Origin of the sequence: Ligilactobacillus sp. RTP31139st1_D10_RTP31139_211217, from assembly GCF_040226755.1 — a bacterium.
In the GTDB taxonomy this organism is placed as follows: Bacteria; Bacillota; Bacilli; order Lactobacillales; family Lactobacillaceae; genus Ligilactobacillus; species Ligilactobacillus animalis.
The window spans coordinates 14,177-39,825 of record NZ_JBCOAR010000014.1 but is presented as its reverse complement, the minus strand read 5'-3'; the positions used below and the strand labels follow the sequence as shown (position 1 = coordinate 39,825).

General features: G+C 41.4%; 24 protein-coding genes, 1 tRNA gene and 1 other annotated feature. Of the genes, 23 read left to right on the top strand and 2 right to left on the bottom strand.

The window, feature by feature from the left end; all coding sequences use genetic code 11:
* From ABT996_RS08520 to ABT996_RS08500, 5 genes are all read left to right on the top strand, one after another.
* Positions 1-805: LysM peptidoglycan-binding domain-containing protein (locus ABT996_RS08520; RefSeq protein ID WP_349924662.1), on the top strand; the 805-nt coding region annotated here is incomplete at its 5' end.
* Between the two features lie 45 nt (positions 806-850).
* Positions 851-1,055: a binding site (T-box leader), on the top strand.
* Between the two features lie 56 nt (positions 1,056-1,111).
* On the top strand, positions 1,112-3,523 hold the full coding sequence (gene leuS, locus ABT996_RS08515) for a leucine--tRNA ligase (RefSeq protein ID WP_010688556.1): 2,412 nt from the start codon (positions 1,112-1,114) through the stop codon (positions 3,521-3,523).
* Between the two features lie 179 nt (positions 3,524-3,702).
* On the top strand, positions 3,703-5,049 hold the full coding sequence (locus ABT996_RS08510; protein ID WP_035448798.1) for an amino acid permease: 1,347 nt from the start codon (positions 3,703-3,705) through the stop codon (positions 5,047-5,049).
* A gap of 111 nt (positions 5,050-5,160) precedes the next feature.
* On the top strand, positions 5,161-6,777 hold the full coding sequence (locus ABT996_RS08505; RefSeq protein ID WP_035448800.1) for a putative polysaccharide biosynthesis protein: 1,617 nt from the start codon (positions 5,161-5,163) through the stop codon (positions 6,775-6,777).
* A gap of 1 nt (position 6,778) precedes the next feature.
* Positions 6,779-7,504: a pseudouridine synthase gene (locus tag ABT996_RS08500; protein ID WP_035448802.1), complete on the top strand. Its 726-nt coding sequence runs from the start codon at positions 6,779-6,781 to the stop codon at positions 7,502-7,504.
* Here the strand turns inward: ABT996_RS08500 and ABT996_RS08495 are convergent.
* A complete protein-coding gene (locus tag ABT996_RS08495; RefSeq protein WP_081797091.1) occupies positions 7,475-8,317 on the bottom strand; it encodes an NAD(P)H-hydrate dehydratase in 843 nt (280 codons plus the stop codon). The genes ABT996_RS08500 and ABT996_RS08495 overlap by 30 nt on opposite strands.
* Positions 8,318-8,470: 153 nt before the next feature.
* On the opposite strand from ABT996_RS08495, the gene pepV reads away from it, so the two are divergent.
* The 8 genes from pepV (at position 8,471) to ABT996_RS08455 (ending at position 13,805) form a co-directional block, all read left to right on the top strand.
* Positions 8,471-9,871 carry a dipeptidase PepV gene (pepV, locus tag ABT996_RS08490; protein ID WP_010688560.1) on the top strand — a complete coding sequence of 467 codons (1,401 nt, stop codon included), beginning with the start codon at positions 8,471-8,473 and terminating at the stop codon, positions 9,869-9,871.
* 254 nt (positions 9,872-10,125) lie between these two features.
* The gene (locus tag ABT996_RS08485; RefSeq protein ID WP_004048435.1) at positions 10,126-10,362 is read left to right on the top strand and encodes a hypothetical protein; all 237 of its coding nucleotides are present in this window, start codon (positions 10,126-10,128) and stop codon (positions 10,360-10,362) included.
* 20 nt (positions 10,363-10,382) lie between these two features.
* Complete coding sequence (locus ABT996_RS08480; RefSeq protein ID WP_010688561.1) at positions 10,383-10,658, top strand: hypothetical protein; 276 nt, start codon at positions 10,383-10,385, stop codon at positions 10,656-10,658.
* A gap of 46 nt (positions 10,659-10,704) precedes the next feature.
* Positions 10,705-10,789 (top strand) — tRNA-Leu (locus ABT996_RS08475).
* Between the two features lie 155 nt (positions 10,790-10,944).
* Positions 10,945-11,400: a universal stress protein gene (locus ABT996_RS08470; protein ID WP_010688562.1), complete on the top strand. Its 456-nt coding sequence runs from the start codon at positions 10,945-10,947 to the stop codon at positions 11,398-11,400.
* A 31-nt stretch (positions 11,401-11,431) separates the two neighbouring features.
* Positions 11,432-11,770: a hypothetical protein gene (locus ABT996_RS08465; protein WP_035448803.1), complete on the top strand. Its 339-nt coding sequence runs from the start codon at positions 11,432-11,434 to the stop codon at positions 11,768-11,770.
* Positions 11,771-11,810: 40 nt separating this feature from the next.
* Complete coding sequence (locus tag ABT996_RS08460; RefSeq protein WP_010688564.1) at positions 11,811-12,143, top strand: hypothetical protein; 333 nt, start codon at positions 11,811-11,813, stop codon at positions 12,141-12,143.
* A 234-nt stretch (positions 12,144-12,377) separates the two neighbouring features.
* Positions 12,378-13,805, top strand: coding sequence for an APC family permease (locus ABT996_RS08455; RefSeq protein WP_010688565.1), 1,428 nt, complete (start codon positions 12,378-12,380; stop codon positions 13,803-13,805).
* A 53-nt stretch (positions 13,806-13,858) separates the two neighbouring features.
* On the opposite strand, the gene ABT996_RS08450 is transcribed toward ABT996_RS08455, so the two are convergent.
* Entirely contained in the window at positions 13,859-14,419 is a 561-nt protein-coding gene (locus tag ABT996_RS08450) for a nucleotidyltransferase family protein (RefSeq protein ID WP_035448805.1), read from the bottom strand.
* Between the two features lie 164 nt (positions 14,420-14,583).
* Between ABT996_RS08450 and ABT996_RS08445 the strand changes: the two genes are divergently transcribed.
* From ABT996_RS08445 to ABT996_RS08400, 10 genes are all read left to right on the top strand, one after another.
* Positions 14,584-15,033 (top strand): universal stress protein, encoded by a 450-nt coding sequence (locus tag ABT996_RS08445; protein ID WP_035448807.1) that lies wholly within the window; start codon positions 14,584-14,586, stop codon positions 15,031-15,033.
* A gap of 131 nt (positions 15,034-15,164) precedes the next feature.
* Positions 15,165-15,368: a hypothetical protein gene (locus ABT996_RS08440; protein WP_010688568.1), complete on the top strand. Its 204-nt coding sequence runs from the start codon at positions 15,165-15,167 to the stop codon at positions 15,366-15,368.
* A gap of 165 nt (positions 15,369-15,533) precedes the next feature.
* Positions 15,534-18,140 (top strand): DNA mismatch repair protein MutS, encoded by a 2,607-nt coding sequence (mutS, locus tag ABT996_RS08435; RefSeq protein WP_035448810.1) that lies wholly within the window; start codon positions 15,534-15,536, stop codon positions 18,138-18,140.
* Between the two features lie 15 nt (positions 18,141-18,155).
* Positions 18,156-20,144, top strand: a complete 1,989-nt coding sequence (gene mutL, locus ABT996_RS08430) for a DNA mismatch repair endonuclease MutL (protein WP_010688570.1) — start codon at positions 18,156-18,158, stop codon at positions 20,142-20,144.
* Positions 20,145-20,215: 71 nt separating this feature from the next.
* Entirely contained in the window at positions 20,216-20,821 is a 606-nt protein-coding gene (gene ruvA, locus ABT996_RS08425) for a Holliday junction branch migration protein RuvA (RefSeq protein ID WP_035448812.1), read from the top strand.
* Positions 20,822-20,840: 19 nt separating this feature from the next.
* A complete protein-coding gene (gene ruvB, locus ABT996_RS08420; RefSeq protein ID WP_035448814.1) occupies positions 20,841-21,848 on the top strand; it encodes a Holliday junction branch migration DNA helicase RuvB in 1,008 nt (335 codons plus the stop codon).
* Between the two features lie 14 nt (positions 21,849-21,862).
* Positions 21,863-22,906, top strand: a complete 1,044-nt coding sequence (gene queA, locus ABT996_RS08415; protein WP_010688574.1) for a tRNA preQ1(34) S-adenosylmethionine ribosyltransferase-isomerase QueA — start codon at positions 21,863-21,865, stop codon at positions 22,904-22,906.
* Between the two features lie 129 nt (positions 22,907-23,035).
* Positions 23,036-24,181, top strand: coding sequence for a tRNA guanosine(34) transglycosylase Tgt (gene tgt, locus ABT996_RS08410; RefSeq protein WP_010688575.1), 1,146 nt, complete (start codon positions 23,036-23,038; stop codon positions 24,179-24,181).
* 81 nt (positions 24,182-24,262) lie between these two features.
* Complete coding sequence (yajC, locus tag ABT996_RS08405; RefSeq protein ID WP_010688576.1) at positions 24,263-24,610, top strand: preprotein translocase subunit YajC; 348 nt, start codon at positions 24,263-24,265, stop codon at positions 24,608-24,610.
* A gap of 120 nt (positions 24,611-24,730) precedes the next feature.
* Positions 24,731-25,645: an L-lactate dehydrogenase gene (locus ABT996_RS08400; RefSeq protein WP_035448815.1), complete on the top strand. Its 915-nt coding sequence runs from the start codon at positions 24,731-24,733 to the stop codon at positions 25,643-25,645.
* Positions 25,646-25,649: the final 4 nt, after the last annotated feature.

Here is a 25,649-nt window from a genome sequence, read left to right as displayed (position 1 = left end):
AGCAACTTCGAACCAACCAAGTACAAATACATCACAAAATTCAAATCAGACCCAAGCAAGTGGCAACGGGACGTATATGGTCAAGGCGGGCGACTCTTTGTACCGTATTGCAGTCAACCACAATATGAGCTTACAAGAGTTGAAGAATTTGAATAACTTGAGCAGTAATTTGATCATGCCTGGTCAAGTTTTGAAGGTCTCGGGCCAAGCAACTTCGAACCAACCAAGTACAAATACATCACAAAATTCAAATCAGACCCAAGCAAGTGGCAACGGGACGTATACGGTCAAGGCGGGCGACTCTTTGTACCGTATTGCAGTCAACCACAATATGAGTTTACAAGAGTTGAAGAATTTGAATAACTTGAGCAGTAATTTGATCATGCCTGGTCAAGTTTTGAAGGTCTCTGGTAAAACAGTTTCTAACAAGCCAAGTACAAATACTGCTCAAAATTCAAATCAAAATCAAGCAAATGGTAATGGAACGTATACGGTCAAGGCGGGTGATTCCTTGTGGGCAATCGCTAATTCACATAAAATGACGTTAAATGACTTAAAACAAGTCAATAACTTATCAAGTGATCTGATCTATGTTGGCCAGACGCTTAAAGTAACTAAAGGTGCAGTTACAACGGCTAATAAGACAAACGCCCAAAGTAGTCCAAAGAAAACATATACAGTCAAAGCGGGTGACTCACTTTGGCGGATCGCTTCCAATAATGGTACGACGGTAAATCAATTGAAAGCCTTGAATAATTTGACCTCAGACATGATCTATGTCGGACAAAATTTGAAATTAAAATAATTTTCTCTTGAATTAGTCGAGCGGTTTTGCTAAGATGAAGTAAATATTTGAACGCAGATAAGGAGTATTAGGAAGAACTGAACTATTTTCAGAGAGTATACGGTTGCTGTGAGTATACAAGTTGGTTTTTCTGAACTCGCCTTTGAGTTTTTCACCGAAGTTAGTAAGTGAAAACGGTCCTTCCCGTTACGAAGTTAAGTGTCAACTTAGTGTTGGAATATGGGTGGTACCGCGGTTTTTCGTCCTATATGGAGTTTATAACTCTATATAGGACTTTTTTATTTTCTAGAAAGGAACTATGGATAGATGAGCTATAATCATAAAGAGATCGAAAAAAAATGGCAACGTTATTGGGATGAACATAAGACGTTCAAGACAACTGAGGATAAGGATAAAAAGAATTACTATGCTTTAGATATGTTTCCTTACCCATCGGGACAAGGGCTACATGTAGGCCATCCAGAAGGGTATACGGCAACTGACATCATTTCACGTATGAAACGGATGCAAGGCTACAATGTTTTACATCCAATGGGGTGGGATGCTTTTGGTTTACCAGCGGAACAATATGCGTTGAATACAGGTAATTCGCCACGTGAATTTACTAAGAAAAATATTAACAATTTTAGACGTCAAATCAAATCATTGGGTCTTTCTTACGATTGGGATCGCGAAGTAAATACGACCGATTCGGCTTATTATAAATGGACACAATGGATCTTTGAACAACTTTACAAACGTGGTCTAGCTTATGAAGCTGAGATCCCAGTTAACTGGAGTCCAGATCTAGGGACTGTAGTGGCTAATGAAGAAGTTATCGACGGTAAGACCGAACGGGGTGGCTTCCCAGTTATCCGTAAACCAATGCGTCAATGGGTCCTAAAGATCACGGCTTATGCGGATCGTTTGATCGATGATCTAGAAGATCTTGATTGGCCTGAAGCGATTAAAGAACAACAACGCAACTGGATCGGACGCTCAGTTGGTGCTACGATCGATTTTAAAGTTGATGGTCAAGATGAACAATTAGAAGTATTTACTACACGTCCAGATACTTTATTTGGTGCTTCAGCGATCACGATCGCACCTGAACATGAACTGGTAGCTAGTTTAACGACACCAGAACAAAAAGCAGCTGTTGAAGCTTACGTTGAAGAGATCTCACACAAGTCTGATCTTGAAAGAACAGATCTAGCTAAAGAAAAAACTGGGGTCTTTACCGGAAGTTATGCGATCAATCCAGTAAATGGTGAAAAATTACCGATCTGGTTAGCTGATTATGTCTTGGCTTCATATGGTACCGGAGCGGTTATGGTCTCGGCTGCCCATGATCCGCGTGATTGGGAATTTGCAAAGAAATATGATTTGCCGATCATCCCAGTCATTGCTGGGGGAGATGTTGAAAAAGAAGTTTACACCGGTGAGGGTGAATATATCAACTCCGATTTCTTGAATGGTTTGACCAAAGAAGAAGCGATCGGGACGATGATCAACTGGTTGAAAGAACACGGTGTGGGTGATAAGAAAGTAAATTACCGCTTACGTGATTGGACTTTCTCACGTCAACGCTACTGGGGCGAACCGATCCCTGTGATCCACTGGGAAGATGGCGAAACAACTTTAGTTCCAGAAGATGAATTACCACTTCTTTTACCTAAGTCAAATGACATCAAGCCTTCAGGTACAGGTGAAAGTCCATTGGCTAACCTCGAAGATTGGGTCAATGTAGTCGATGAAAATGGACGTAAAGGGAAACGCGAAACTAACACAATGCCACAATGGGCTGGTAGTTCATGGTACTTCTTGCGTTATATTGATCCACACAACAATGAAATGATCGCTGATCCTGAAAAATTAAAGGCTTGGTTACCAGTAGATCTTTACGTTGGTGGGGCTGAACATGCAGTCTTGCACTTATTGTATGCTCGTTTCTGGCACAAATTCTTATATGATCTAGGCGTTGTCCCAACTAAAGAACCATTCCAAAAATTGGTCAACCAAGGGATGATCTTAGGTAACAACCATGAAAAAATGTCTAAATCTAAGGGTAATGTGGTCAACCCGGATGATATCGTTGAGCAATACGGCGCCGATACATTACGTTTATACGAAATGTTCATGGGACCACTTGATGCTTCGATTGCTTGGAGCGAAGATGGCTTGAATGGGGCTAATAAGTTCATCAATCGTGTTTGGAACTTGCTGATCGATGAAAATGGTCAATTACGCGACCGGATCACAACGATCAACGAAGGTAATTTGGATTTGATTTACAATCAAACAGTCAAGAAAGTTACTGAAGACTACGAAAAATTGCATTTCAACACTGCAATTTCACAATTGATGGTCTTAGTCAATGAATTCTACAAGGCTGATTCCTTACCACTAGAATACGTTGAAGGCTTAGTCAAATTGATCTCGCCGATCACACCGCATATGGCTGAAGAACTTTGGACTTTATTAGGTAATGTTGGAAGTATCGCCTATGCTAAATGGCCAACATATGATGAAAATAAATTAGTCGAAGATACAGTTGAGATCGTTGTCCAAGTTAATGGTAAGATCAAGCAACACTTGAAGGTTTCGCGGACAGCTTCAAAAGAAGAGTTAGAAGAACTTGCTTTGAATGACGAAAAGATCAAGGCTGAGCTTGAAGGTAAGACGATCCGTCGGGTGATCGCAGTACCAGGCAAATTAGTCAATGTAGTTGCTAACTAATAGTAAATAAAGAAATGAGATCCAGTGGGGGTCTCATTTCTTTATTTTTTAACAGACGAAAATTAAAATGTGTTTGATTTTTTGAAAGAAATTTGCGAAATCAAAGTAAATTGGATAGAATAGAACGTAAACATATTTATAAAAAGGAACATTAATATCTCAGAAAGGATTTTAATAGTATGAAAAACGAACTATCTCGTGCATTGACGCACCGCCATGTACAGATGATCGCGATTGGCGGTGCCATAGGAACGGGGCTTTTCTTAGGATCTGGGAGTGCGATCCAAAAAGCAGGGCCTGCGATCATTCTCGCTTATTTGGTTGCAGGGGTCTTTTGCTTTTTGATGATGCGTGCGATCGGGGAATTGATCTTATCTGATACCTCTAAAGCATCATTTATTGAATTTGTACGCCAATATCTCGGTGAAAAGTGGGAATTTGTTGTTGGTTGGACTTATTGGCTATGTTGGGAAAGTTTAGCTATGGCCGATCTGACCGCCAGTGGGATCTACATTCGCTACTGGTTCCCTAATATTCCCCAATGGGTGACGGCTTTAGCGATCATTTTGATCTTGTTAGCCTTTAATTTACTGAGTGTGGGAGTTTTTGGCGAATTAGAAGCTTGGTTTTCTAGTATCAAGGTTTTAGCGATCATGGCTTTGATCGCGACGGGGTTGATCTTATTATTGACCTCGGCTAATGTTGGTGGTCATCAAGTACATTTGAGTAACTTAGTCGATTACGGTGGCCTTTTTCCAAAAGGATTTTCCGGGTTATTAGCTGCTTTTCCGATGGTCATCTTTGCCTTTACAGGGATCGAAATGGTCGGTTTGACTTCGGGTGAAACGGCTGATCCTAAAAAAGATCTTCCACGGGCGATCAACACGTTACCGATGCGGATCGGTCTCTTTTATGTCGGTTCGATGTTTGTCTTGATGTGCATCTATCCTTGGAACGAGATCGCAACGACTTCAAGTCCATTTGTTCAAGTCTTTTCTGGGATCGGGATCAAGATGGCTGCAGCTGTGATCAATTTTGTGGTTCTGACTGCGGCACTATCAGCATGTAATAGTGCGATCTTTAGTACGAGTCGGACGCTGTTTGTTTTGGCCAATAGCGGACAAGCACCAAAGAAGATGGCTAAGATCAGTAATCGCAGTGTACCGGTCGGATCTTTAGTCTTTTCTTCGTCGGTCCTCTTTATTATCGTGATCTTGAACTATATTTTACCAAGTAGCATCTTTGAGATCATCTCAGGGGTGGCTACGGTCAGCTTTATCTTTGTTTGGATCATTTTAGTTTGGTGCCACTATAAGTATCGGCAACAAAATAAAACCGCTAAAAGTATTTTTCCGATGCCACTTTATCCTTGGACTAACTTCTTAACGATCGCCTTTTTTGTGATCGTCTTAGGACTATTGGCAACGAGTACAAGTACTTTGATCTCGATCATTTTTGCGCTGGTCTGGTTTAGTTTATTGTTCATCCTTTCAGGAAAACTCAAAACCACTAAAGAAAATAATTAAGCACAAACACCTTAGAGTTCAGACTCTGAGGTGTTTTTAAGTTGAAAATCTTTTTTAGTACTATATTTTTTGCTAGAATCTATACTGAAACAGTAGAAAGGAATATATGCTATGAAAGAACAAACGATGAAAGAAAAAATGCTTCGTGGTTCGGCGTGGATGACAGCTGGGAGTATCATTTCCCGCATCTTAGGTGCGCTCTACATCATTCCCTGGTATAGCTGGTTTGGAAGTGACAAACTGCAGGCAAATGCCCTGTATACAAAGGGGTATACTGTTTATAGTATTTTTTTGATGATCGCGATCTCGGGTATCCCTTCAGCTGTTGCTAAACAAGTTGCACATTATAATTCTAAAAATGAATATGGCGTTTCAAAAAGATTATTTAAGACAAGTTTAGTAGCTTTGTTCATCTTAGGGGCAGTCTGTACGCTGGTCTTTTGGTTGATCGCACCTTGGATCTCACAAGGTGATCCAAGGATGGTCTCGATCTATCGTTCCTTGGCCTTAGCTTTATTGATCATTCCGTCGATGAGTCTTTTGCGCGGATATTTTCAGGGCTTTCAGGATATGGCACCATCTGCTTTATCGCAATTGATCGAACAATTTTTGCGAATAATCTATATGTTGTTAGCGACCTATATCACGATCAAAGTTATGGGATTACCATTTGAAGCCGGCGTTTGGCAGTCGACTTTTGCAGCTTTTATCGGCGCTGTAGGTGGAACTCTATTGTTAGTGGGATATTATCTCAAGCATAAAAAAAGATTAGATAAGCTAGTATCTCAGAGTAACGATCAGCTCAAAATAACCAATGCGACCTTATTAAAAGAGGTCTTATATCAGGCTTTACCCTTTATTTTTATTGCATGTGCGATGTCGATGTTTAATTTGGTCGATCAGTTTACCTTCCCTGTGATCATGCAACAAGCAGGTGCGTATAGTATGGCTCAGATCAATGCCTTATATGCTCTATTTGCGGGGAATACCAATAAGCTGATCATGATCGTGGTGGCACTATCGACTGCAATGGCAACGACAGCGATCCCACTTTTAAGTGAAGCTGTTGCTAAATGCGATAGTACTTTGATGAAAAAACAACTATTAGAATCTCTAGAGTTGTTGTTTTTTGTGATGTTACCAGCTGTCTTTGGTATGGCTGCAGTCAGTCGTCCGCTTTATCTAGTATTCTACGGTTATGAGGCAACGGGGATCTTTGTTTTAGCGATCTCAGCGTATGTGGCGTTAGCAATGGGACTATTCAATGTTTTAGGTTCATTATTGCAAGGGATCTATGAAAATAAACAAGCTATCAAATATACCGCTTGGGGGCTAGGGCTAAAATTAGTCCTGCAATATCCATTGACTCTTTGGTTGGGTGTTTTTGGACCACTTTTAGCGACAGGGATCGCGATGAGTTGGGCCAGCTATTTAATGCTGCGCTTTTTATATTTGAAATATAATTTACCGACAGGACAGTTACAAGTTAATGTCAATAAGATGTTCATGGTAGCATTACTGATGTTTGGTGTGACTTTACTGTTTGTAGGTGGTTATTATATGATATTTCCCGGGAATAGTCGCTGGTCAGCTTTGGTGAGTTTGAGCTTAGCTGCTGGGGTCGGGGGATACTTATATTTATTAGCGTGTTTTAAACTCGGTCTAGTACAACGAATCTTAGGCACAAAGGTGACAAGTAAATTACAAAAGATATTTAGGTGGAAATAAGATGAGATTAGATAAATATTTAGCGACGGTGGGTCTGGGAACACGCTCTGAAGTAAAAAAATTATTACGCAAAAAAAGTGTCAGTGTTGACGGTGCGGTCATCACTGACGGAAAATTTCAACTTGATCCTGCTATTTCCCAGGTTATGGTAGGACAAAAAGTACTGACGTATCAAAATTATTATTACTATATGCTAAATAAACCAAAAGGGGTTGTTTCAGCAACAACAGATCGGGTCGAGAAAACAGTTTTAGATCTGTTGGTCGAACCTGCAAGTAACCAAAAACTTTTCCCAGTGGGGCGTTTAGATAAAGACACGACGGGATTGTTGCTTTTGACAAATGATGGGGCCTTGAGTCATGAATTACTGAGTCCCAAAAAGCACGTGGCTAAAACTTATGTTGCCCAGATCGCAGGAATAGTAACACCAGCAACTTGTGTGACCTTTGCTAGTTCGATGACGTTAAAAAGTGGCGAAAAAACTAAGCCCGCCAAATTGAAGATCTTGACTGTTGATGAAGCACATGAGCGGTCTAAGGTCGAGATCACGATCACGGAAGGTAAATATCATCAAGTGAAACGGATGTTTGCAGCGGCAGGGATGAAAGTCTTGGAGCTAGAACGTCTTCAAATGGGGAGTTTAAAACTCGATCCCACTCTAAAACGGGGAGATTACCGTCCCTTAAGCGAGCAGGAACTAGCTAAATTGCGCCATGAAAGCTTGTAGATGTTCAATGATATCGGTCGGTAAAACAACATATTTACTTTGCGAGAGGTCACTGGCAACGGCACTGTGTAAATAAACGGCAGCATCTAAAACGTCAGCTGGAGCTAGTGTTTTGAATTGCCCCATAAAAGCAGCAATGATCCCCGTTAAAGTATCGCCCATCCCACCAGTCGCCATGTAGGGACCGCCGATGGGTAACCGACTGATCGTACCATCTTGGTGATAGATCTCAGTGTGATATTTTTTTAAAACGACGTGAGCAGCTAGCCTTTGTTGGGCACTTTGATTGGCCTGAGGCAGTTGTTCTGCGATCGCTAGTCCAGATAAACGAGCCCATTCGGCCTGATGTGGGGTGTAGATCACCTGACATGTTGGGTGTAAGGGCTCGTTTTGTTGTGCAAGTAGTGTGATCGCTGATCCATCAATGATCAAAGTTGCGGTTGGGCTTACGGTTGATAAGGTAATTTTCAATATCTGTCTTGCAAGTTGATCGAGGCCTAGACCAGGGCCAATAACGATCGTATCAGCTTGCTTTATAGCTTGAGTCAAGGTCTCAAAATCACTGTGATCAACGACCATTGCTTCGGGTAAGCGAGCATGAAGTGCAAAAAAATTTGAACTATCTGTGGCACATGTGACAAGACCGGCACCGGCATGGACAGCAGCGCTAGCCGACATGATCGCAGCCCCACTCATATTTTTATTTCCGCCGATGATCAAGATCTTACCGAAATTTCCTTTGTGACTTTGCTTAGGCCGTGGCTTGATGACTTGTTTTAGACAAAGCGTGGTCAAATTTTTCATAGTTTCCATTTGTATCCAACTCCGATCACTCAAGGTATTCTATGTCCAAGTTAAGTCATTTTAGTATATTTTTCAACTGATAAGATAAGTGTTAAGGTGGAAGTTGTTAAAATTTATGCTAAAATAGGGGAGAGATCGAATCTAAATAAGAGGTGGATTTTTATGACAATCGATTGGAAAGAAGAAGCCGCTAAACGCAAAGACGATATGTTGGCGGACTTAAAGACCATGCTTCGGATCGAAAGTGTACGTGATGAAGCAAAAGGAACTCCTGAAGCTCCACTTGGACCTGGTCCTAAGGAAGCTTTAGACAAATTTTTAGAAATTGGTCAACGTGATGGCTTTGAAACACTTGAATTAGATGGCTTAGCTGGACACATTGAATATGGTGATGGTCCTGAAACGTTAGGGATGCTAGCTCACGTAGATGTTATGCCAGCTGGTAACGGTTGGAATACTGATCCATTTGAACCTGTTGAAAAAGATGGCCGTTTATACGCACGTGGGGCTTCAGATGATAAGGGCCCAAGTATGGCTGCATACTACGGTTTAAAGATCGTTAAGGAACTTGGTTTGCCAGTTTCGAAAAAGGTACGTTTTATCTTAGGAACTGACGAAGAAAGCCAATGGCGTGGTATGACGCACTACTTTGAAAAAATGCCACAACCTGATTTTGGCTTTTCACCTGATGCCTTTTTCCCAATTATCAATGGTGAAAAGGGTAATGTTAGCTTTGTCGCTGATTTTGCTGGAACCAATGGTGGTAAAGTTGAATTAGTTAGCTTCGAAGCTGGTTTACGTGAAAACATGGTACCACGTGATGCTGAAGTTTACTTGAAAGCCGAAGACTCAAAGGCTATTTTGAGTGCTTTTGATGAATTTGTAGCCCAAAATCCTATTACAGGGACAGCTTACTTGAAAGAAGGCAAGGTCTACTTGCATATTATTGGTAAAGCAGCCCATGCCCAAGAACCACGTAATGGTGAAAATGCAGCTACTTATATGGCTACTTTCTTGCAACAATTTGATTTTGGTGGTGCAGCAGCTAACTTTATCAAGTTCACGGCTGACTACTTGCATCAAGATTCACGGATGGAAGCTTTTGGTGTTGCTTATACCGATGAGATCATGGGTGATTTAACGATGAACTCAGGGATCTACAATTTTGAAGCGGGCAAAGGTGGACAGATCACCCTTAATTTCCGTTTCCCTAAAGGTACAGATGAAAAAGATATCGAAGCTGGTTTGCAAAAAGCTGCCCAACCATTAGATATCGAAGTAAAACGTAGTGGTAAATTACAAGTGCCACATTACGTTTCCCCTGAAGATCCATTGGTCAAGACTTTGCTTAATGTTTACCAAGAACAAACAGGTGAACAAGCTGAAGGTAAAGTTGTCGGTGGTGGCACATACGGCCGTTTGATGGAACGTGGGGTCGCTTTTGGCGCGATGTTCCCAGGTGTACCCGATACAATGCATCAAGCAAACGAATTTATGCCGATCGATGACCTTGTGAAGGCAGCAGCGATCTATGCGCAATCGATCTATGAGCTGATCAAATAAGAATAGTTTTAGTAAAAGACTGTCGGATGGCAGTCTTTTTTTGATAATTTCAAAAAAAGGGCGTAAAATGAAGTTAGAGCAACATTAGCCTAGCGGAGTAAGTAACAGTTAGAAAGTTCAAAATGTGAAGCTGGGATTACTTGAGATAAGGACCGCGGGCCATGTTTGCGGTAATTATAGAAAGGAAAAACTATATTTCTTTTGTAAGTATGAACGATGTACTTGTTTGCATTTTATATAGCAGGGAATTTAAGATGAAGAAAGGTTTTTTGGAAAAGAATTCAGCCCAAAGCGATGAGAAAACAACACTATTTAAAGTTTTAAGTCGGCGTGAAGATCTTTTTTTGCGAGTTGATAACAGCTTGTTGCCTAAATTAGACGATGATGCCAAGCTAAAAAAGATGCTTGATACTTTATTACGCAAGCGGTCTAAGGCAAATCGGCGCGAGATCATAAATATCACTCAGCATAATTACCGAATCTTTCTTTAATGATCAATGAGGTGAAGCAATTGTTTTTAACTACAGGTGAAGTCAAGCAAGCTTACACGATCAAAGGGATCGTAAATGCGACCGTCAAGAAAACTTTGACAGCAGAACAACTTGATGAAGTTGATAATTTCGATGAGCTCTATCGGCAAGTTCAAGATATTTTGATCGAACGCGCAGTCGCTAAAGACGGTGACGGGATCATTGGTGTTAGTTTTGAGCCCCAGATCGTCCGCGTTTCAGTGGGGCCTAAATATTTGATGTTGCATGGTTACGGAACTGTGATCAGTTTAAACTAGGTTGCTTGACTATTTGGGTTTTTAGTGTAAAATAGTAGAAGTTAATGCCACTATGGCGGAATTGGCAGACGCGCAACGTTCAGGTCGTTGTTTGGTTTATCCAAGTACAGGTTCGACTCCTGCTAGTGGCATAAGACTTTACCGTTCTTGTAGACTTGTAGGCCAGTGTTTACTGGCCTACAAGTCTTTTTTTAGCTTACATGTGTCGCTCAGGACAATTAACAGAAAAAATGCTATAATCTAAGTATAGTTAAACATTTAAATAACCAGTTGGGAGTGGAGAATTATGGAATTGATCAAACAAGAATACCGCAACATTTTAGTGCCAGTTGATGGTTCCAAAACAGCTGAAAAAGCTTTAGAGCGTGCAACTGAGATCGCGTTACGAAATAAAGCACACTTAGATATTTTAAATGTGATCGATCTCAAGCAATTTTCCGTTAGCTTTGGTGGGATGGTCGACGCTAATGGTGATGCAGTCTACCAAGCATTTGAAGATGTTGAAGGCTATTTGAATACCTTAGTTGAACGTGTAAAAAAACAAGGGCTAGAAGATGTAACGGCTCACGCACGTTTTGGATCGCCACGGGCCGTGATCGCGCGCGAATTTCCTGATGACCATGAAAATGATCTCATCATCATGGGACCAACTGGCTTAAATCCAGTCGAACGGTTATTAGTTGGGGCGGTAACTGACTATGTTACTCGTGTCGCTAAGTGTGATGTTATCATTGCACGTTAAGAATTAATCTATTTTCAGAGAAAGGTCAAGAATGCAAATCAATACTATTTCACTTGTGATCTATGCAGCACTGATCGTTTTATCGGCGTATAATTTACGCTTAGCTTGGCGTTTATCTAAATTACAGACTTCGGCCTTGTTGCGCCGACCAAAAGATATTTTGCCTGATGAAAGTGCGCGCTTGCAAGCGATCAATCAAGACAAGAAGAAATGGAAAATTTTAGGGCGAGTCTTTTTCTGGGTGGCGTTGTTAGTTGCTTTTGTCGGTGAGATGGAAGAATTAGCGTTCTTTCTCAGTTTATATTCTATCTGCAATATCGTTGTATTGCGTGGAAATATTGCAACCCTAAATATTTTAGTAGCTAAATAATAAGTTTGTATGTGAGGCAGAGAAAATCAAACGATACAGTATGATATTATTAGATGGACTAGCGGCTGTGATCGTCTTATTGGCGTTATGTCGTTTAGTGCCTGACCAAGCTTGGCGGTCAGTATTGTATTACTATACGATCAGTAATTATTTGATGTTATTTCCATATAACCGACGCCAACAACTACTAACGAAACAAAGTAAGGTAGTCGTTGAAGAGAGTGGCCCATTGCGCCGTTCTAAACCCAAGACAAAGCGTCAGATCGATAGTGAACTTTTAACTAATTTAGTAAAATCATTTGCGAAAATTTGTTTAGAGATAATTATAGCTCCGTACTATTTTATGGGCTATTACTTTAAGACTGAAAAATAGTGACTTCGATGAGTGAAGTCACTATTTTTTTAGGCTTTATTAAATTAATTTACTATTAATGACTAGTAGAAGAAGAGATCGAAAAGGAGAAAATGCTGGTAGAGATTCAGAAGATATATGAAAATATAATGAAATTTATTTAATTTTTCGTATTGACTAATCTCTAAATGCTTTGCTATAATCTGTTTATTCTAATGTAAACTTTCAGAAAAAATTTATATAGGGGGATTTTCTATGGGTAAACTGTGGAAAAAAATGACGCATAAAAAAGATCCGAAAGAGTATCAAAAAAAGGATGCCCATCTACTTCAAGTTTTAGGTGTTAAGGACTTTTTAGCGTTAGGTGTAGGGACGATCGTATCGACCTCAATTTTCACACTTCCAGGGATCGTGGCAGCACAACATGCGGGTCCTGCCGTTGTTTTATCCTTTTTAGCAGCAGCAGTTGTTGCAGGGCTAGTTGCCTTTGCATATGCTGAAATGTCTTCGGCTTTACCATTTGCTGGTTCAGCTTACTCTTGGATAAACGTTGTCTTTGGTGAAGGCTTTGGCTGGATCGCTGGTTGGGCTTTGCTAGCTGAATACTTTATCGCAGTCGCCTTTGTTGCTTCGGGACTTTCAGCCAATTTACAAGGTCTTTTGGAACCACTAGGCTTTAAATTACCAGTGCAGTTATCCGCAGCTTTTGGAACTAATGGTGGTGTAGTTGATATTTTGGCGATCTTAGTGGTCGTTTTAGTTGCTATTTTACTTTCACGCGGAACATCTGGTGCGGCAGCTGTTGAAAATTTATTGGTTATCTTGAAAGTGGCTGCGATCTTAGTTTTCATCGCTGTTGGTGCAACAGCTATCAAAACAGCTAACTATCATCCATTTATTCCAGCTCACAAAGTCAATGCTGATGGGACTTCGTTTGGTGGTTGGCAAGGGATCTATGCCGGTATTTCATCGATCTTTTTATCATATATCGGTTTTGATTCGATCGCAGCTAATGCGGCCGAAGCTAAGAATCCGTCTAAAACGATGCCACGCGGGATCTTGGGTTCCTTGTTGATCGCGGTCGTGTTATTCTCAGGTGTTTCTTTAGTCTTGGTCGGGATGTTCCATTATTCAAACTATGCTGGTAACGCTGAACCAGTTGGTTGGGCGTTACGCCATGCCGGTTATCCGATCGTTGCGACAGTTGTCCAAGCAATCGCTGTGATCGGGATGTTTACTGCTTTGATTGGGATGACCTTAGCAGGTTCGCGTCTGCTCTATTCATTTGGGCGTGATGGATTATTACCTAAGTGGTTGGGTGAGTTAGATAAGAATAACTTACCAAATCATGCGTTGATCTTACTGTCTGGTGTTGCGATCGTTTTAGGGGCAGTCTTCCCATTTGCCTTTCTATCACAATTGATCTCAGCTGGAACATTGATCGCCTTCATGTTTGTGACGATCGGGATCTACCGCTTACGTCCCCGTGAAGGTAAAGACTTACCAGTGCCAGGATTTAAGATGCCACTTTATCCGGTCTTACCAGCAGTAGCATTTTTAGGTGCGTTGTTTGTTTTCTTAGGTTTAGATCACATGGCAAAATTTGTTACCGGGATCTGGTTTGTCCTAGGACTTTTAGTTTATATTTTCTATGGAATGAATAATGTAGAAAAACAAAAATAGGTAAGAAAAAATGCGTGAAAATCTTTCACGCATTTTTTGTTTCTAAAAGGATATCAAGGCAAGACTAAAGTTGTATTTTCAAAGTTTTGCAACCATTTTTTACGCTCGACTCGCTTTTGAAAGGCTTCGAGCGTATTTTTTTCAAGATAAGCCGGTGTAGGGACGATCTTTTCTGAAAATAGATCAGTTAGCCCGTATGGCGCAATGAATTCAAAATCTGTTGCTGGCGAGTGGCAGATCCCAACGGCACTACAGGTTTCGGGGAAAGTCGCGATCACGTCAGCTATCGTATCTTTACCTTGAAAGTTTGGTCTATGAGGATTATTAAGCGAAATATTAGTCAATTCCCACAGATATTTAGAGTGACGCTGATTTAGTTCAGTTTTACGGGTTAGATATTGTTCATAGGACTCATTAGGATCACGATAATAGATGTCTAAATTTCCAAGCATCAAATTGAATGGTTTTTCTTCGCGTTCAGACCAAACTAGGTCGCGGATACTGCCAGCACAAAGAAAAGCGTCTCCGAGATGCATTTTATCTAAGATCGTAAAAACTTCACGAAATTCAGGTCTTTTCTGGATCAATGTTAACAATTGTTCATCTAATGTCATAGGTAATGCGGCTTCCTTTCAAAGTGTTTCGCATTTTTCTACAATAGCACATCAGTTTGGATTTGGCAAAAAGAAAAAAGCAGTCTTTTTGCTGTTAATTGTCAAGGGATTGAACTAAAATATAAGCGAAGATGTAGCTATATTTTGAAAAGAGGTCTTTACAGATGAAACACTATAAAACGATCTTAGTTGGCCTAGATGGTTCGACTAATTCACTTAGTGCCCTTGAAAAAGCCGGGGAATTGGCACAACTCATGGATGCTAAGTTGGTTTTGGTCACTGTAGTCAAACCAGAATTTCAAGTTGGTTTTGGTGGACCTGGACTTGAGGTCAACACTTTGTCAGCTAAGCAACTTGAAGAAAAACAAGCGCAAGCACAAAAAATGTTGACCGAATATCAAGCAAAGCTACCTGGGCAAGTCAAGCAGCAAGCAGTGGTCGTTCTCGGTGATCCTAAGGTGATGTTGAGCGAAACATTACCGCAGAAGTATCAAGCTGAATTGGTGATCGTTGGTGCAACTGGCTTAAATAAGCTCGATCGTTTTATTTTAGGTTCGACGGCGTCGTATGTAGTTCGAAATACCAAGGCAGATACGCTGGTCGTCAATGAATAGTTAAATTTTTTGATTATTACAGACGAAACTTTTTTGTAACGAAATCTTAAAAAAAGATGGTTAACAAATGCATTCAAAAGTGGTAAATTAGTCAAGTCGAGATCAATTTATATTTTTTGGGAGGATTTGTGATGGGCAACAAACTTGATATTTTGCATGAGTATCAGTTAGCGGAGCAAAAATGTGCCGAGCTCACCAATGTTTGCGAAAAATTACATGGAACTAAACGGGGTAGCCATCTGGTGGCTGTATATGATGCTAAGCTAAAAGATACAAAAGACCGCCGAGATCATTTAGGTGTGATCTTAAAAGCGATGGATGCTGCAGAAGATTAGAATTTGAAAAACAATTACGGGAAGTGATACGTCGCTTCCTGTTTTTTTTAGCATCTGACAGCATGGTGCAAAATGTAGCTTAAAATGATAAAATTAACAAGAGAATCAGTTTAGTAAGTGGGTGGAGCGGACCCATTTTTTAGTTTAGAAAGGATTTTTGGATAGATGCCACAAAAGACAAAAAAGACGCCAATGATGGAACAGTATTTGGCGGTCAAAAAACAGTATCCCGACGCCTTTTTATTTTATCGTTTAGGGGATTTCTATGAAATGTTTTACGACGATGCGGTCAAGGGAGCTCAGATCCTTGAGTTGACTTTGACGACGCGCAATAAAAATGCGGTCGATCCGATCCCGATGTGTGGTGTACCGCATCATGCTGCACAAAATTACATTGATATTTTAGTTGACCAGGGCTATAAGGTAGCGATCTGTGAACAAGTCGAAGATCCTAAGACAGCTAAGGGAATGGTCAAGCGTGAAGTGGTCCAACTAGTGACACCTGGGACGATCATCGACCAAAATGCAAGTGAAGCTAAAGAAAACAACTACTTAACAGCGCTACACGAAGAAAAGGGACAGTATGGTTTTGCGTATGCTGATCTATCGACGGGGGAGATCAAAGTTGCGACCTTAACAAGTACTGAATCGCTCTTAAATGAATTGATGAGTTTGCAGACTAAAGAAGTCGTGATCGATGATTCACTCAGTCAGCCAACGCAAACATTATTAGAACAGTTGAAAGTTTTGACGTCAACTCAGCCAGAAGTGACACCAAGTGCAGAAGTTTCGTATGTAAGTCAAGACCTCCAACAGACTTTAGAAAAGCAAACGGTCAAGCAATTGCTAGCATATTTGACGACAACGCAAAAACGCTCTTTAGCCCATCTACAAAAAGCTGTCCACTATGAACCATCCCACTATTTGAAATTAGATCACAATGCCCAACGTAATTTAGAATTATTGAAAAATTTACGGACACATAAAAAATCCGGGACCTTACTTTGGCTGTTAGATGAGACTAAAACAGCCATGGGAGCGCGTTTATTGAAACAATGGATCGGGCGCCCATTATTAGATCTCAAACAGATCGAGCAACGCCAAGCGATCGTGGAAGATCTATTAGATAATTATTTTGAACGCTCTGGGATCATTGAACAATTGACCCAAGTTTATGATCTTGAGCGTTTAGCCGGGCGCGTAGCATTTGGCAATGTCAATGGTCGCGATCTAGTCCAGTTGCGGACCTCACTCGCTCATATTCCGCAGATCCGCTATATTTTAGAACAACTAGATCAAGATATTTATCGTGATTTCTTAGCTGAATTAGATCCAGTCGAAGACGTCGCTGATCTGATCGAACAGGCGATCGTCGACGAGCCACCACTGTCGATCACTGAAGGTAATTTGATCAGAGCTGGCTATAATTCTCAGTTAGATGAGTACAACGATGCGATGAAAAATGGTAAACAGTGGTTAGCTCAGTTAGAAGCGCGCGAACGTCAAGTAACAGGGATCTCAAATCTAAAGATCGGTTTCAACCGGGTGTTTGGTTATTATATTGAAGTTTCGAAAGCTAATGTCAAAAAACTTCCGCAAGATCGTTATCAACGAAAACAAACGCTGACAAATGCTGAGCGCTTTATCACGCCTGAATTAAAGGAAAAAGAAGAATTGATCTTAGGTGCGGAGACTAAAGCTTATGAGCTAGAATATCAATTATTCACCCAGATCCGTGACCAGATCAAAGATCAGATCAAACGCCTGCAAAAATTAGCAGCTAAGGTCGCTCAATTAGATGTCTTGCAAAGTTTTGCGACTGTTAGTGAGGATAACCATTTTGTCCGCCCAGTGTTGAGTCAAAATGAGCGAACTTTGGATATCGTTGATGGTTGGCATCCAGTCGTCGAAAAAGTTTTAGGTAAGCAAAGTTATATTCCAAATGATGTCAAAATGTCTTCGGAGTTGGATATCTTATTGATCACTGGGCCAAATATGTCTGGGAAAAGTACCTATATGCGACAATTGGCACTCAGTGTGATCATGGCGCAGATGGGATGTTTTGTACCAGCTAAACAAGCCAAAATGCCGATCTTTGACCAGATCTTTACCCGGATCGGGGCAGCTGATGATCTGATCTCAGGGGAATCCACTTTCATGGTCGAAATGAAAGAAGCTAATTTAGCTTTAAAACAGGCGACCCCAAATAGCTTGTTGCTCTTTGATGAGTTAGGACGTGGGACGGCTACTTATGATGGAATGGCCTTAGCCCAAGCGATCATCGAGTATGTGCATGATAAAGTCAAAGCTAAGACATTATTTTCGACGCACTATCACGAACTGACTGTCCTCGAACAAGAATTACCACATTTGGCAAACATTCATGTTGGCGCAGTCGAAAAAGACGGTGAATTAGTCTTTTTACACAAGATGCAAGCCGGTCCAGCTGATCGCTCTTATGGGGTCCATGTTGCAAAACTAGCTGGTATGCCCGCAAGTTTATTGACCCGAGCCGATACGATCTTACATCAACTAGAAGGAAAAGAGGCACCTAAGACGACGACCACACTTAAGGAGGTCGCTCCAGTTCAAGTTGAAGTTGATGATAGTGAGGCCCAACTTTCGCTCTTTAGTCCCGAAGTTGTAACAACAAAAGAACCTGTTGGCAAAGAAATGGACGTCTTAAACGAGATCTTGGATCTGAATTTAATGGCAATGACGCCGATGGATGTAATGAATGCAGTCTTTAAGTGGCAAGAAAAATTAAAATAGCAAGGTGAGACGAAAATGGCTAAAATCCATGAGTTAGCGACTGTTTTAGCCGATCAGATCGCAGCCGGCGAAGTTGTTGAAAGGCCAGCCTCAGTGGTCAAAGAGTTGGTCGAAAATGCGATCGATGCTAACAGTACGCAGATCGATATTTATGTTAAAGAAGCAGGTATCAAAGAAGTTACTGTGATCGATAATGGTGAAGGGATCGCTGCTGAAGATGTCCCACTGGCATTTTTTAGGCATGCGACAAGTAAGATCAAGGATCGCCAAGACCTTTTTCAGGTAAATACGTTAGGCTTTCGGGGCGAAGCATTACCAAGTATTGCCTCAGTGGCCGACGTTTGTTTGGAGACTGCACTTCAGACTGAAACGCAGGGGACATTTTATCACGTGCGTGGCGGCGAAGTTACGGCTCATAAGCCAGCAGCCATGCGCCAAGGTACAAAGATCACGGTAACTGATCTATTTTATAATACACCTGCCCGTTTAAAGTACCTCAGTTCGCTTCAGACCGAGCTAGCAGCGATCAGTGATATCGTCAACCGTTTGGCTTTAAGTCATGGTGAGATCGCTTTTGCACTATATAATAATGGTAAGCGGATCTTGCAAACGGCGGGAAATGGGAAATTGATCCAAACGGTAAGTGCGATCTACGGGATCCAAAATGCCCGACAGATGGTGGCCTTTTCGGGCGAAGACCTAGATTTTAAGGTCCAAGGTTACGTGTCGTTACCTAAATTGACGCGTGCATCCCGAAATTATATCAGTTTACTGATCAATGGCCGGTACATCAAAAATAAGCAATTGCTAAAAGCAGTTTTACAAGGCTATGGCTCAAAGTTGATGGTCGGACGCTATCCCATTGGAGTTATCGATATCCACTTGGATCCTTTGTTAGTTGATGTCAATGTGCATCCGACCAAACAAGAGGTCAGGATCAGCAAAGAAGAGCAGTTAGCAAATTTGATCGAACAAACGATCTACGCGCGTTTAGCTAAAGAAAATCTGATCCCGAGTGCCTTGGAAAATCTCGGCTCAAAACCTAAAACTAAACGTGAACCTAAAGCCGAACAGTTGGATTTTACCTTAGCTGAAACTAGTGATAGTTATGAAGTAAAGCCAAAGCCAAAGCGTTCAACGGCTGAAATAACCCAGGTTTTAATGGGGAGCTCTTTAGCACAGACTCAAGAAACTACGCCTAAGCCTGCTAAAGCACAAGATGTGGCGCTAACTAAGCCAGTGATCATTGAAGATAAGCGCCAACTGGATTCTGACGAACTCAAAGCGTGGGATGAAAAGTATCGAGCAAAAGTGCAAGCCAAGCCAATAAATACCGCTGAGTTAGAAGTTGAACATGCTGATGATCAGAGTAGTCAAACACCGGTAAAAGAAAAATTTCCTGGGTTAACTTATATCGGACAACTCCATGGAACTTATTTATTGGCGCAAGCAGCAGATGGCTTATACTTAGTTGACCAGCATGCTGCCCAAGAGCGGTGTAAATATGAATACTACCGTGAAGCGATCGGTGAAGTTTCCAAAGCTCAGCAGGAGTTGTTAGTGCCGATCATCTTATCTTATCCGACGACAGATACGCTAAAGATCAGTGAAAATCGCGCTAAATTAGCTGAGTTAGGGATCGAACTAGAAGAGTTTGGACAAAACACTTTTATCGTAAGGCGTCACCCGACATGGTTCATCAAGGGACAAGAAGAAGACACGATCAGAGAAATGATCGAATGGTTTTTAGAAGATCATAAATTGACAGTTGCAAAATTTCGCGAAAAAACAGCGATCATGATGAGCTGTAAACGATCGATCAAGGCCAATCACCATTTAGATGATTTCCAAGCTAAGGCTTTATTGGAACAGCTGGCTAAATGTAATAATCCATTCAATTGTCCGCATGGTAGACCAACTTTAGTGCATTTTAGAAATTCAGAGCTTGAGCGGATGTTCAAACGGATCCAAGATCCCCACCAAGGAAAACAGACAGAATTGTAAAAAAGTTCGGTCAAGGTGCTGTTTCTGTGGTAACATTAAAGGGCATGTAGAAAAAGAACAGGTGAAAATTTATGTATGAATATATCATTGGGACGATAGTTAAAGTTACTCCGCGTTATATCGTAGTCGAGCGTGATCAAATGGGGTATTTAGTCTTTGTGGCTAATCCATTTCGCTATCAAGTCGATCTTGAGCGCCAGCAAAAGATCTATTTGCACCAAGCTGTTCGTGAGACTGAGATCATGCTTTACGGTTTTGTCGACGAAGCTGAAAAGCAACTTTTCTTGAAGTTATTGAATGTTTCAGGGATCGGGCCGAAAAGTGCGCTAGCGATCTTAGCTAGTGAAAACCACAGCGGTTTGATCAATGCGATCGAACAAGAAGATGATGGTTATCTGACTAATTTCCCTGGTATTGGTAAGAAAACGGCTAAGCAGATCATTTTAGACTTGAAGGGCAAGTTAAATGATCTAGACCAGACTAAGCTCGTCGGCCAACAAGGGATCGAGTTGACCACGACTGAGCAACCATATTTACAAGAGGCGATCGAAGCCTTGACCGCATTAGGGTATACGAAAACTGAGATCAAGCGCGTTGCTAAGAAGTTGGGAAATTACACTGGCGATTCGACCGATGCTTATTTGCGGCAAGGTTTACGCTTGATCATGAAAAAATAAGTAGAAGGGACTGATTTGGATGGAAGATGAGCGTCTGATCTCAAATGCGGCTTTTGATCAAAATGATGAGCAAACAGAATTGAGTCTACGTCCGCAAAAATTAGCGCAATATATCGGCCAAGAAAAGATCAAGCAAAAAGTGGCGATCTATATCGAAGCTGCCAAAAGTCGCCAAGAGTCACTCGATCATGTCTTGCTCTATGGGCCACCTGGTTTAGGTAAGACGACATTAGCGACGATCATTGCTAATGAATTGGAAGTTAAGATCAAGACGACGACAGGGCCTGCTATTGAGCGACCAGGTGATCTAGTGGCGTTATTAAATGAGCTTGAACCAGGCGATGTGTTATTTATCGATGAGATCCATCGGATGCCAAAGAGTATTGAAGAGATGCTTTATTCGGCGATGGAAGATTTTTATATCGATATCATCGTTGGCCAAGATGCGACCGCTCATCCAGTCAGATTCCCGTTGCCACCATTTACTTTGATCGGAGCTACGACTAAGGCTGGCATGTTGTCGGCCCCTTTGCGCGCGCGTTTTGGGATCGTCGAGCATATGAACTACTACACTGATGCTGAACTAGCGCAGATCGTTACCCGGTCTGCAAGTGTTTTTTCAACTGCGATCAGTGAGCAAGGCGCCTTGGAGATCTCGCGCCGTTCGCGGGGGACTCCGCGGGTGGCTAACCGCTTATTAAAGCGTGTGCGTGATTTTGCACAAGTAGCGGCCAAAGATCAGATCGACCTTGAGATCGTGAAATTTGCTTTGGAAATGCTACATGTTGATGATCGGGGCTTAGATGAGACCGATCATAAAGTTTTAAGAACAATGATCGAATTATACGGCGGTGGGCCAGTGGGCTTGAACACTTTAGCTGCCAATATCGGTGAAGATACGGAAACGATCGCCGATATGATCGAACCTTATCTCTTACAGATCGGGTTTATCAAACGAACTACTCGGGGGCGTGTGGTGACCCCGTTGGCGTATGAGCATTTACACCTACCATATAACAAAAATTAAAGAGGATGATTTTTTTGACAGAAGAACATTTAACGACCGAAGATTTTGATTATGATCTACCCGAAGAATTGATCGCACAAACACCGTTAGAGCATCGCGACCAATCACGGATGTTAGTTTTAGATTCTAAAACAGGAGAATATCAAGATGACTATTTTTACAATGTGATCGACCGCTTAAACCCTGGTGATGCTTTAGTCATGAACGATTCACGCGTTTTACCAGCTCGGATCTATGGCGTCAAACCAGATACTGGTGGACATTTAGAAGTGCTACTTTTAAATAATATCAAAGGTGATCAATGGGAGACCTTGGTCAAACCAGCTAAACGGGCTAAAGTTGGTACTAAGATCAGCTTTGGCAACGGTGAATTAACGGCCGTTGTCAAAGAAGAACTTGAACATGGAGGTCGCATCGTTGAATTTGAATACGACGGTATCTTCCTAGAAGTCTTAGAAAGCTTGGGTGAAATGCCATTACCACCATACATCAAGGAAAAATTAGACGATCCTGAAATGTATCAAACAGTTTATTCTAAAGAAGTCGGTTCGGCAGCTGCTCCTACAGCTGGGCTCCACTTTACGGAAGAATTACTGGCTAAGATCGAAGCTAAAGGTGTCAAATTAGTCTATCTGACACTACATGTTGGTTTAGGAACTTTTAGACCAGTCAGTGTGGACAACATTGAAGAGCACAAGATGCACAGTGAATTTTACCGTTTGTCAGAAGAAGCAGCAGAAACATTAAATGAAGTTCGCAAAAATGGTGGTCGGATCGTAGCTACGGGTACGACTTCGATCCGGACGCTAGAAACGATCGGAAGCAAGTTTAACGGTGAGATCAAGGCTGATAGCGGTTGGACCGACATCTTTATCAAGCCAGGTTACGAATGGAAAGTGGTCAATGCCTTTATCACTAATTTCCATTTACCAAAATCAACACTAGTAATGTTAGTTTCAGCCTTTACAGGGCGTGAAAATATTTTGAATGCTTATCGCCACGCAGTTGAAGAAAAGTATCGCTTCTTTAGCTTTGGTGATGCAATGTTTATTTATTAAAACAAGTATGAGTTCCCTAGAAAGATGAAATGTGGGGGATAAGATAAACAAGAATTAAGAAAGGAAGTATATAATTCTTTCTAAATGGCATAATGTATATGCTATTCCACATTTTTATAGCACGAATAGATGACTGAACCAGCAATTAAATATCGTTTGATCAAAAAAGAAAAACATACTGGCGCACGTTTAGGTGAGATCATCACCCCACATGGAACATTCCCAACACCGATGTTCATGCCAGTTGGGACCCAAGCGACCGTAAAAGCTATGTCACCAGAGGAACTAAAAGCCATGGGGGCTGGGATCATTTTATCCAACACCTATCACTTATGGTTACGTCCTGGTGAAGATCTAGTCAAAGAAGCCGGTGGTCTGCATAAATTTATGAACTGGGATCAAGGTATCTTAACTGATTCCGGTGGCTTTCAGGTCTTTTCACTAGCTGATATGCGTAATATTACAGAAGAAGGCGTCCATTTCAAGAGCCACTTGAATGGGGCACCGCTTTTCTTGTCACCGGAAAAGGCGATCCAGATCGAAAATGCTTTGGGCTCGGATATCATGATGAGTTTTGATGAATGCCCACCATTTTATGAAAGTTATGATTACATCAAAAAATCAGTTGAACGGACAAGTCGTTGGGCCGAACGTGGCTTAAAAGCACACCAAAATCCTGAAAAGCAAGCATTATTCGGGATCGTTCAAGGGGGCGGGCACGAAGACCTACGTAAGTTAAGCGCCCGTGACCTCGTTTCGTTAGATTTCCCAGGTTATTCGATCGGGGGACTATCAGTTGGTGAATCTAAAGCCGAGATGAATCGCGTCTTAGACTTTACGACACCGTTACTTCCTGAAGACAAACCACGTTACTTGATGGGTGTCGGTTCCCCAGATGCTTTGATCGATGGGGTCTTACGTGGGGTCGATATGTTTGATTGCGTCTTGCCAACACGGATCGCACGCAATGGTACATGTATGACATCACATGGACGTTTAGTCGTTAAAAATGCTAAATATGCGCGTGACTTCTCACCGATCGATGATAACTGTGATTGCTACACTTGCCGCAATTACACACGTGCTTATGTGCGTCACTTATTCAAAGCTGATGAGACCTTTGGCTTGCGTTTGACGAGTTATCATAACTTGTATTTTTTGCTCAATTTGATGAAGCAAGTTCGCCAAGCAATCATGGATGATAATCTGCTCGAATTTAAAGAACATTTCTTTGAAGAGTACGGTTTGAATGTTAAAAATCCAAAAAACTTTTAGTTCTTAAGGCAATTACGCTAGTTTTTAACAGATTTTTTTGATACAGTTATAAAGAACACATATACTAAGGAGGCAAATATTGTGAATTCTTCAATTTCAACAATTGTAATGTTTGTTGTTTTGATCGGTTTGATGTATTTTATGATGATCAGACCACAAAAGAAGCAACAACAACAACATCAAGAAATGATGAACGCATTGAAACCAGGCGATGAGATCGTAACTATCGGTGGTTTACATGGGGTCGTAAGTGAAGTAAATGCAGATAAAAACATCGTAACGATCGATTGCGATGGGGTTTACCTTGACTTTACTCGTTCAGCTATCGCACGCGTTTTAAAGAAAGCGGCTGAAACAACGACAACAGCCACAACGACTGAAGCCAAAAATGACTCAGTTGTGGCAGATGAAACAAAAGAAGATAAATAATTTTGGGGGATGTCTGTGTGACATCCTTTTTTAGTAGACTTTACTTGCGAGTTTTAGTAAAACGGAGTATTATGAAACAAACTAAATTGATGCCTGAGCATCAGTGGGGAGGAATTTTAAATGAGAAAATTAGGTGTTATCGGAATTGGTAATGTTGGTGTAACTGTGGCTTATACGATCGTTTCTCAAGGGATCGCTGATGAACTTGTGATGATCGATGCCAATGATAAAAAAGTCTTGGCTGAAAAGTTGGACTTTGAAGATGCAATGCCACGGATGCCATATCACACCGAGATCAAGATCCAAGATTATGCTGATCTAAAGGATGCCGATGTTGTGATCACTGCCTTTGGTGATATTCAAGCCAGTGTCAGAACCGGTAATCGTTTTGCCGAATTTGAGATCAACAGCAAAAATGCGGTCGAAGTAGGGCGTAAGTTAAAAGAAGCTGGTTTTAATGGGGTCTTGATCAATATTTCCAACCCATGTGATGCGATCACGACGATCTTGCAACAAGAGACTGGTTTACCTCGCAACCGTGTCTTTGGAACGGGGACTTTCTTGGATACCGCGCGGATGCAACATGTAGTGGGTGACTACTTGCATCAAGACAGTCGTAATATCGATGGCTATGTTCTAGGTGAACATGGTAATTCCCAATTCAACGCTTGGTCAACGGTTCGGGCTAATAATAAGCTGATCACGGAGATCTTGAGTCAAGCTGAGATCGAAGCTTTGGATAGTAAACCATCTGAAGGGGCTTGGACCGTGGCAAGCGGTAAGGGTTATACTTCTTATGCGATCGCAACTTGCGGGGTGCGTTTAGCGCAAGCAGTCATGTCTAACGCTAAATTGTTTGCTCCGGCTTCAGTATATGTTGAATCTCTAGGGACATACATCGGTTATCCAGCGATCATCGGAGCTGATGGGGTCGAAGAAGTAGTTGAGCTCAAGTTGAATGCTAAAGAAGAAGAACAATTGGCACGCTCAGTCCAATATATCAAAGATCACGTAGCCCAACTCGGTAAGGATTAAACCA

Bases quoted from the DNA above. Each gene is read 5' to 3' on its own strand.
- ABT996_RS08450 (WP_035448805.1), bottom strand. From the start codon at position 14,419: ATGACATTAGATGAACAATTGTTAACATTGATCCAGAAAAGACCTGAA.
- ABT996_RS08400 (WP_035448815.1), top strand. From the start codon at position 24,731: ATGAGAAAATTAGGTGTTATCGGAATTGGTAATGTTGGTGTAACTGTG.
- ABT996_RS08500 (WP_035448802.1), top strand. From the start codon at position 6,779: ATGAGATTAGATAAATATTTAGCGACGGTGGGTCTGGGAACACGCTCT.
- ruvB (WP_035448814.1), top strand. From the start codon at position 20,841: ATGGAAGATGAGCGTCTGATCTCAAATGCGGCTTTTGATCAAAATGAT.
- ABT996_RS08445 (WP_035448807.1), top strand. From the start codon at position 14,584: ATGAAACACTATAAAACGATCTTAGTTGGCCTAGATGGTTCGACTAAT.
- pepV (WP_010688560.1), top strand. From the start codon at position 8,471: ATGACAATCGATTGGAAAGAAGAAGCCGCTAAACGCAAAGACGATATG.
- mutS (WP_035448810.1), top strand. From the start codon at position 15,534: ATGCCACAAAAGACAAAAAAGACGCCAATGATGGAACAGTATTTGGCG.
- ABT996_RS08455 (WP_010688565.1), top strand. From the start codon at position 12,378: ATGGGTAAACTGTGGAAAAAAATGACGCATAAAAAAGATCCGAAAGAG.
- ABT996_RS08505 (WP_035448800.1), top strand. From the start codon at position 5,161: ATGAAAGAACAAACGATGAAAGAAAAAATGCTTCGTGGTTCGGCGTGG.
- ABT996_RS08460 (WP_010688564.1), top strand. From the start codon at position 11,811: ATGATATTATTAGATGGACTAGCGGCTGTGATCGTCTTATTGGCGTTA.
- ABT996_RS08470 (WP_010688562.1), top strand. From the start codon at position 10,945: ATGGAATTGATCAAACAAGAATACCGCAACATTTTAGTGCCAGTTGAT.
- ABT996_RS08485 (WP_004048435.1), top strand. From the start codon at position 10,126: ATGAAGAAAGGTTTTTTGGAAAAGAATTCAGCCCAAAGCGATGAGAAA.
- ruvA (WP_035448812.1), top strand. From the start codon at position 20,216: ATGTATGAATATATCATTGGGACGATAGTTAAAGTTACTCCGCGTTAT.
- ABT996_RS08440 (WP_010688568.1), top strand. From the start codon at position 15,165: ATGGGCAACAAACTTGATATTTTGCATGAGTATCAGTTAGCGGAGCAA.
- ABT996_RS08495 (WP_081797091.1), bottom strand. From the start codon at position 8,317: ATGGAAACTATGAAAAATTTGACCACGCTTTGTCTAAAACAAGTCATC.
- leuS (WP_010688556.1), top strand. From the start codon at position 1,112: ATGAGCTATAATCATAAAGAGATCGAAAAAAAATGGCAACGTTATTGG.
- ABT996_RS08510 (WP_035448798.1), top strand. From the start codon at position 3,703: ATGAAAAACGAACTATCTCGTGCATTGACGCACCGCCATGTACAGATG.
- ABT996_RS08465 (WP_035448803.1), top strand. From the start codon at position 11,432: ATGCAAATCAATACTATTTCACTTGTGATCTATGCAGCACTGATCGTT.
- mutL (WP_010688570.1), top strand. From the start codon at position 18,156: ATGGCTAAAATCCATGAGTTAGCGACTGTTTTAGCCGATCAGATCGCA.
- tgt (WP_010688575.1), top strand. From the start codon at position 23,036: ATGACTGAACCAGCAATTAAATATCGTTTGATCAAAAAAGAAAAACAT.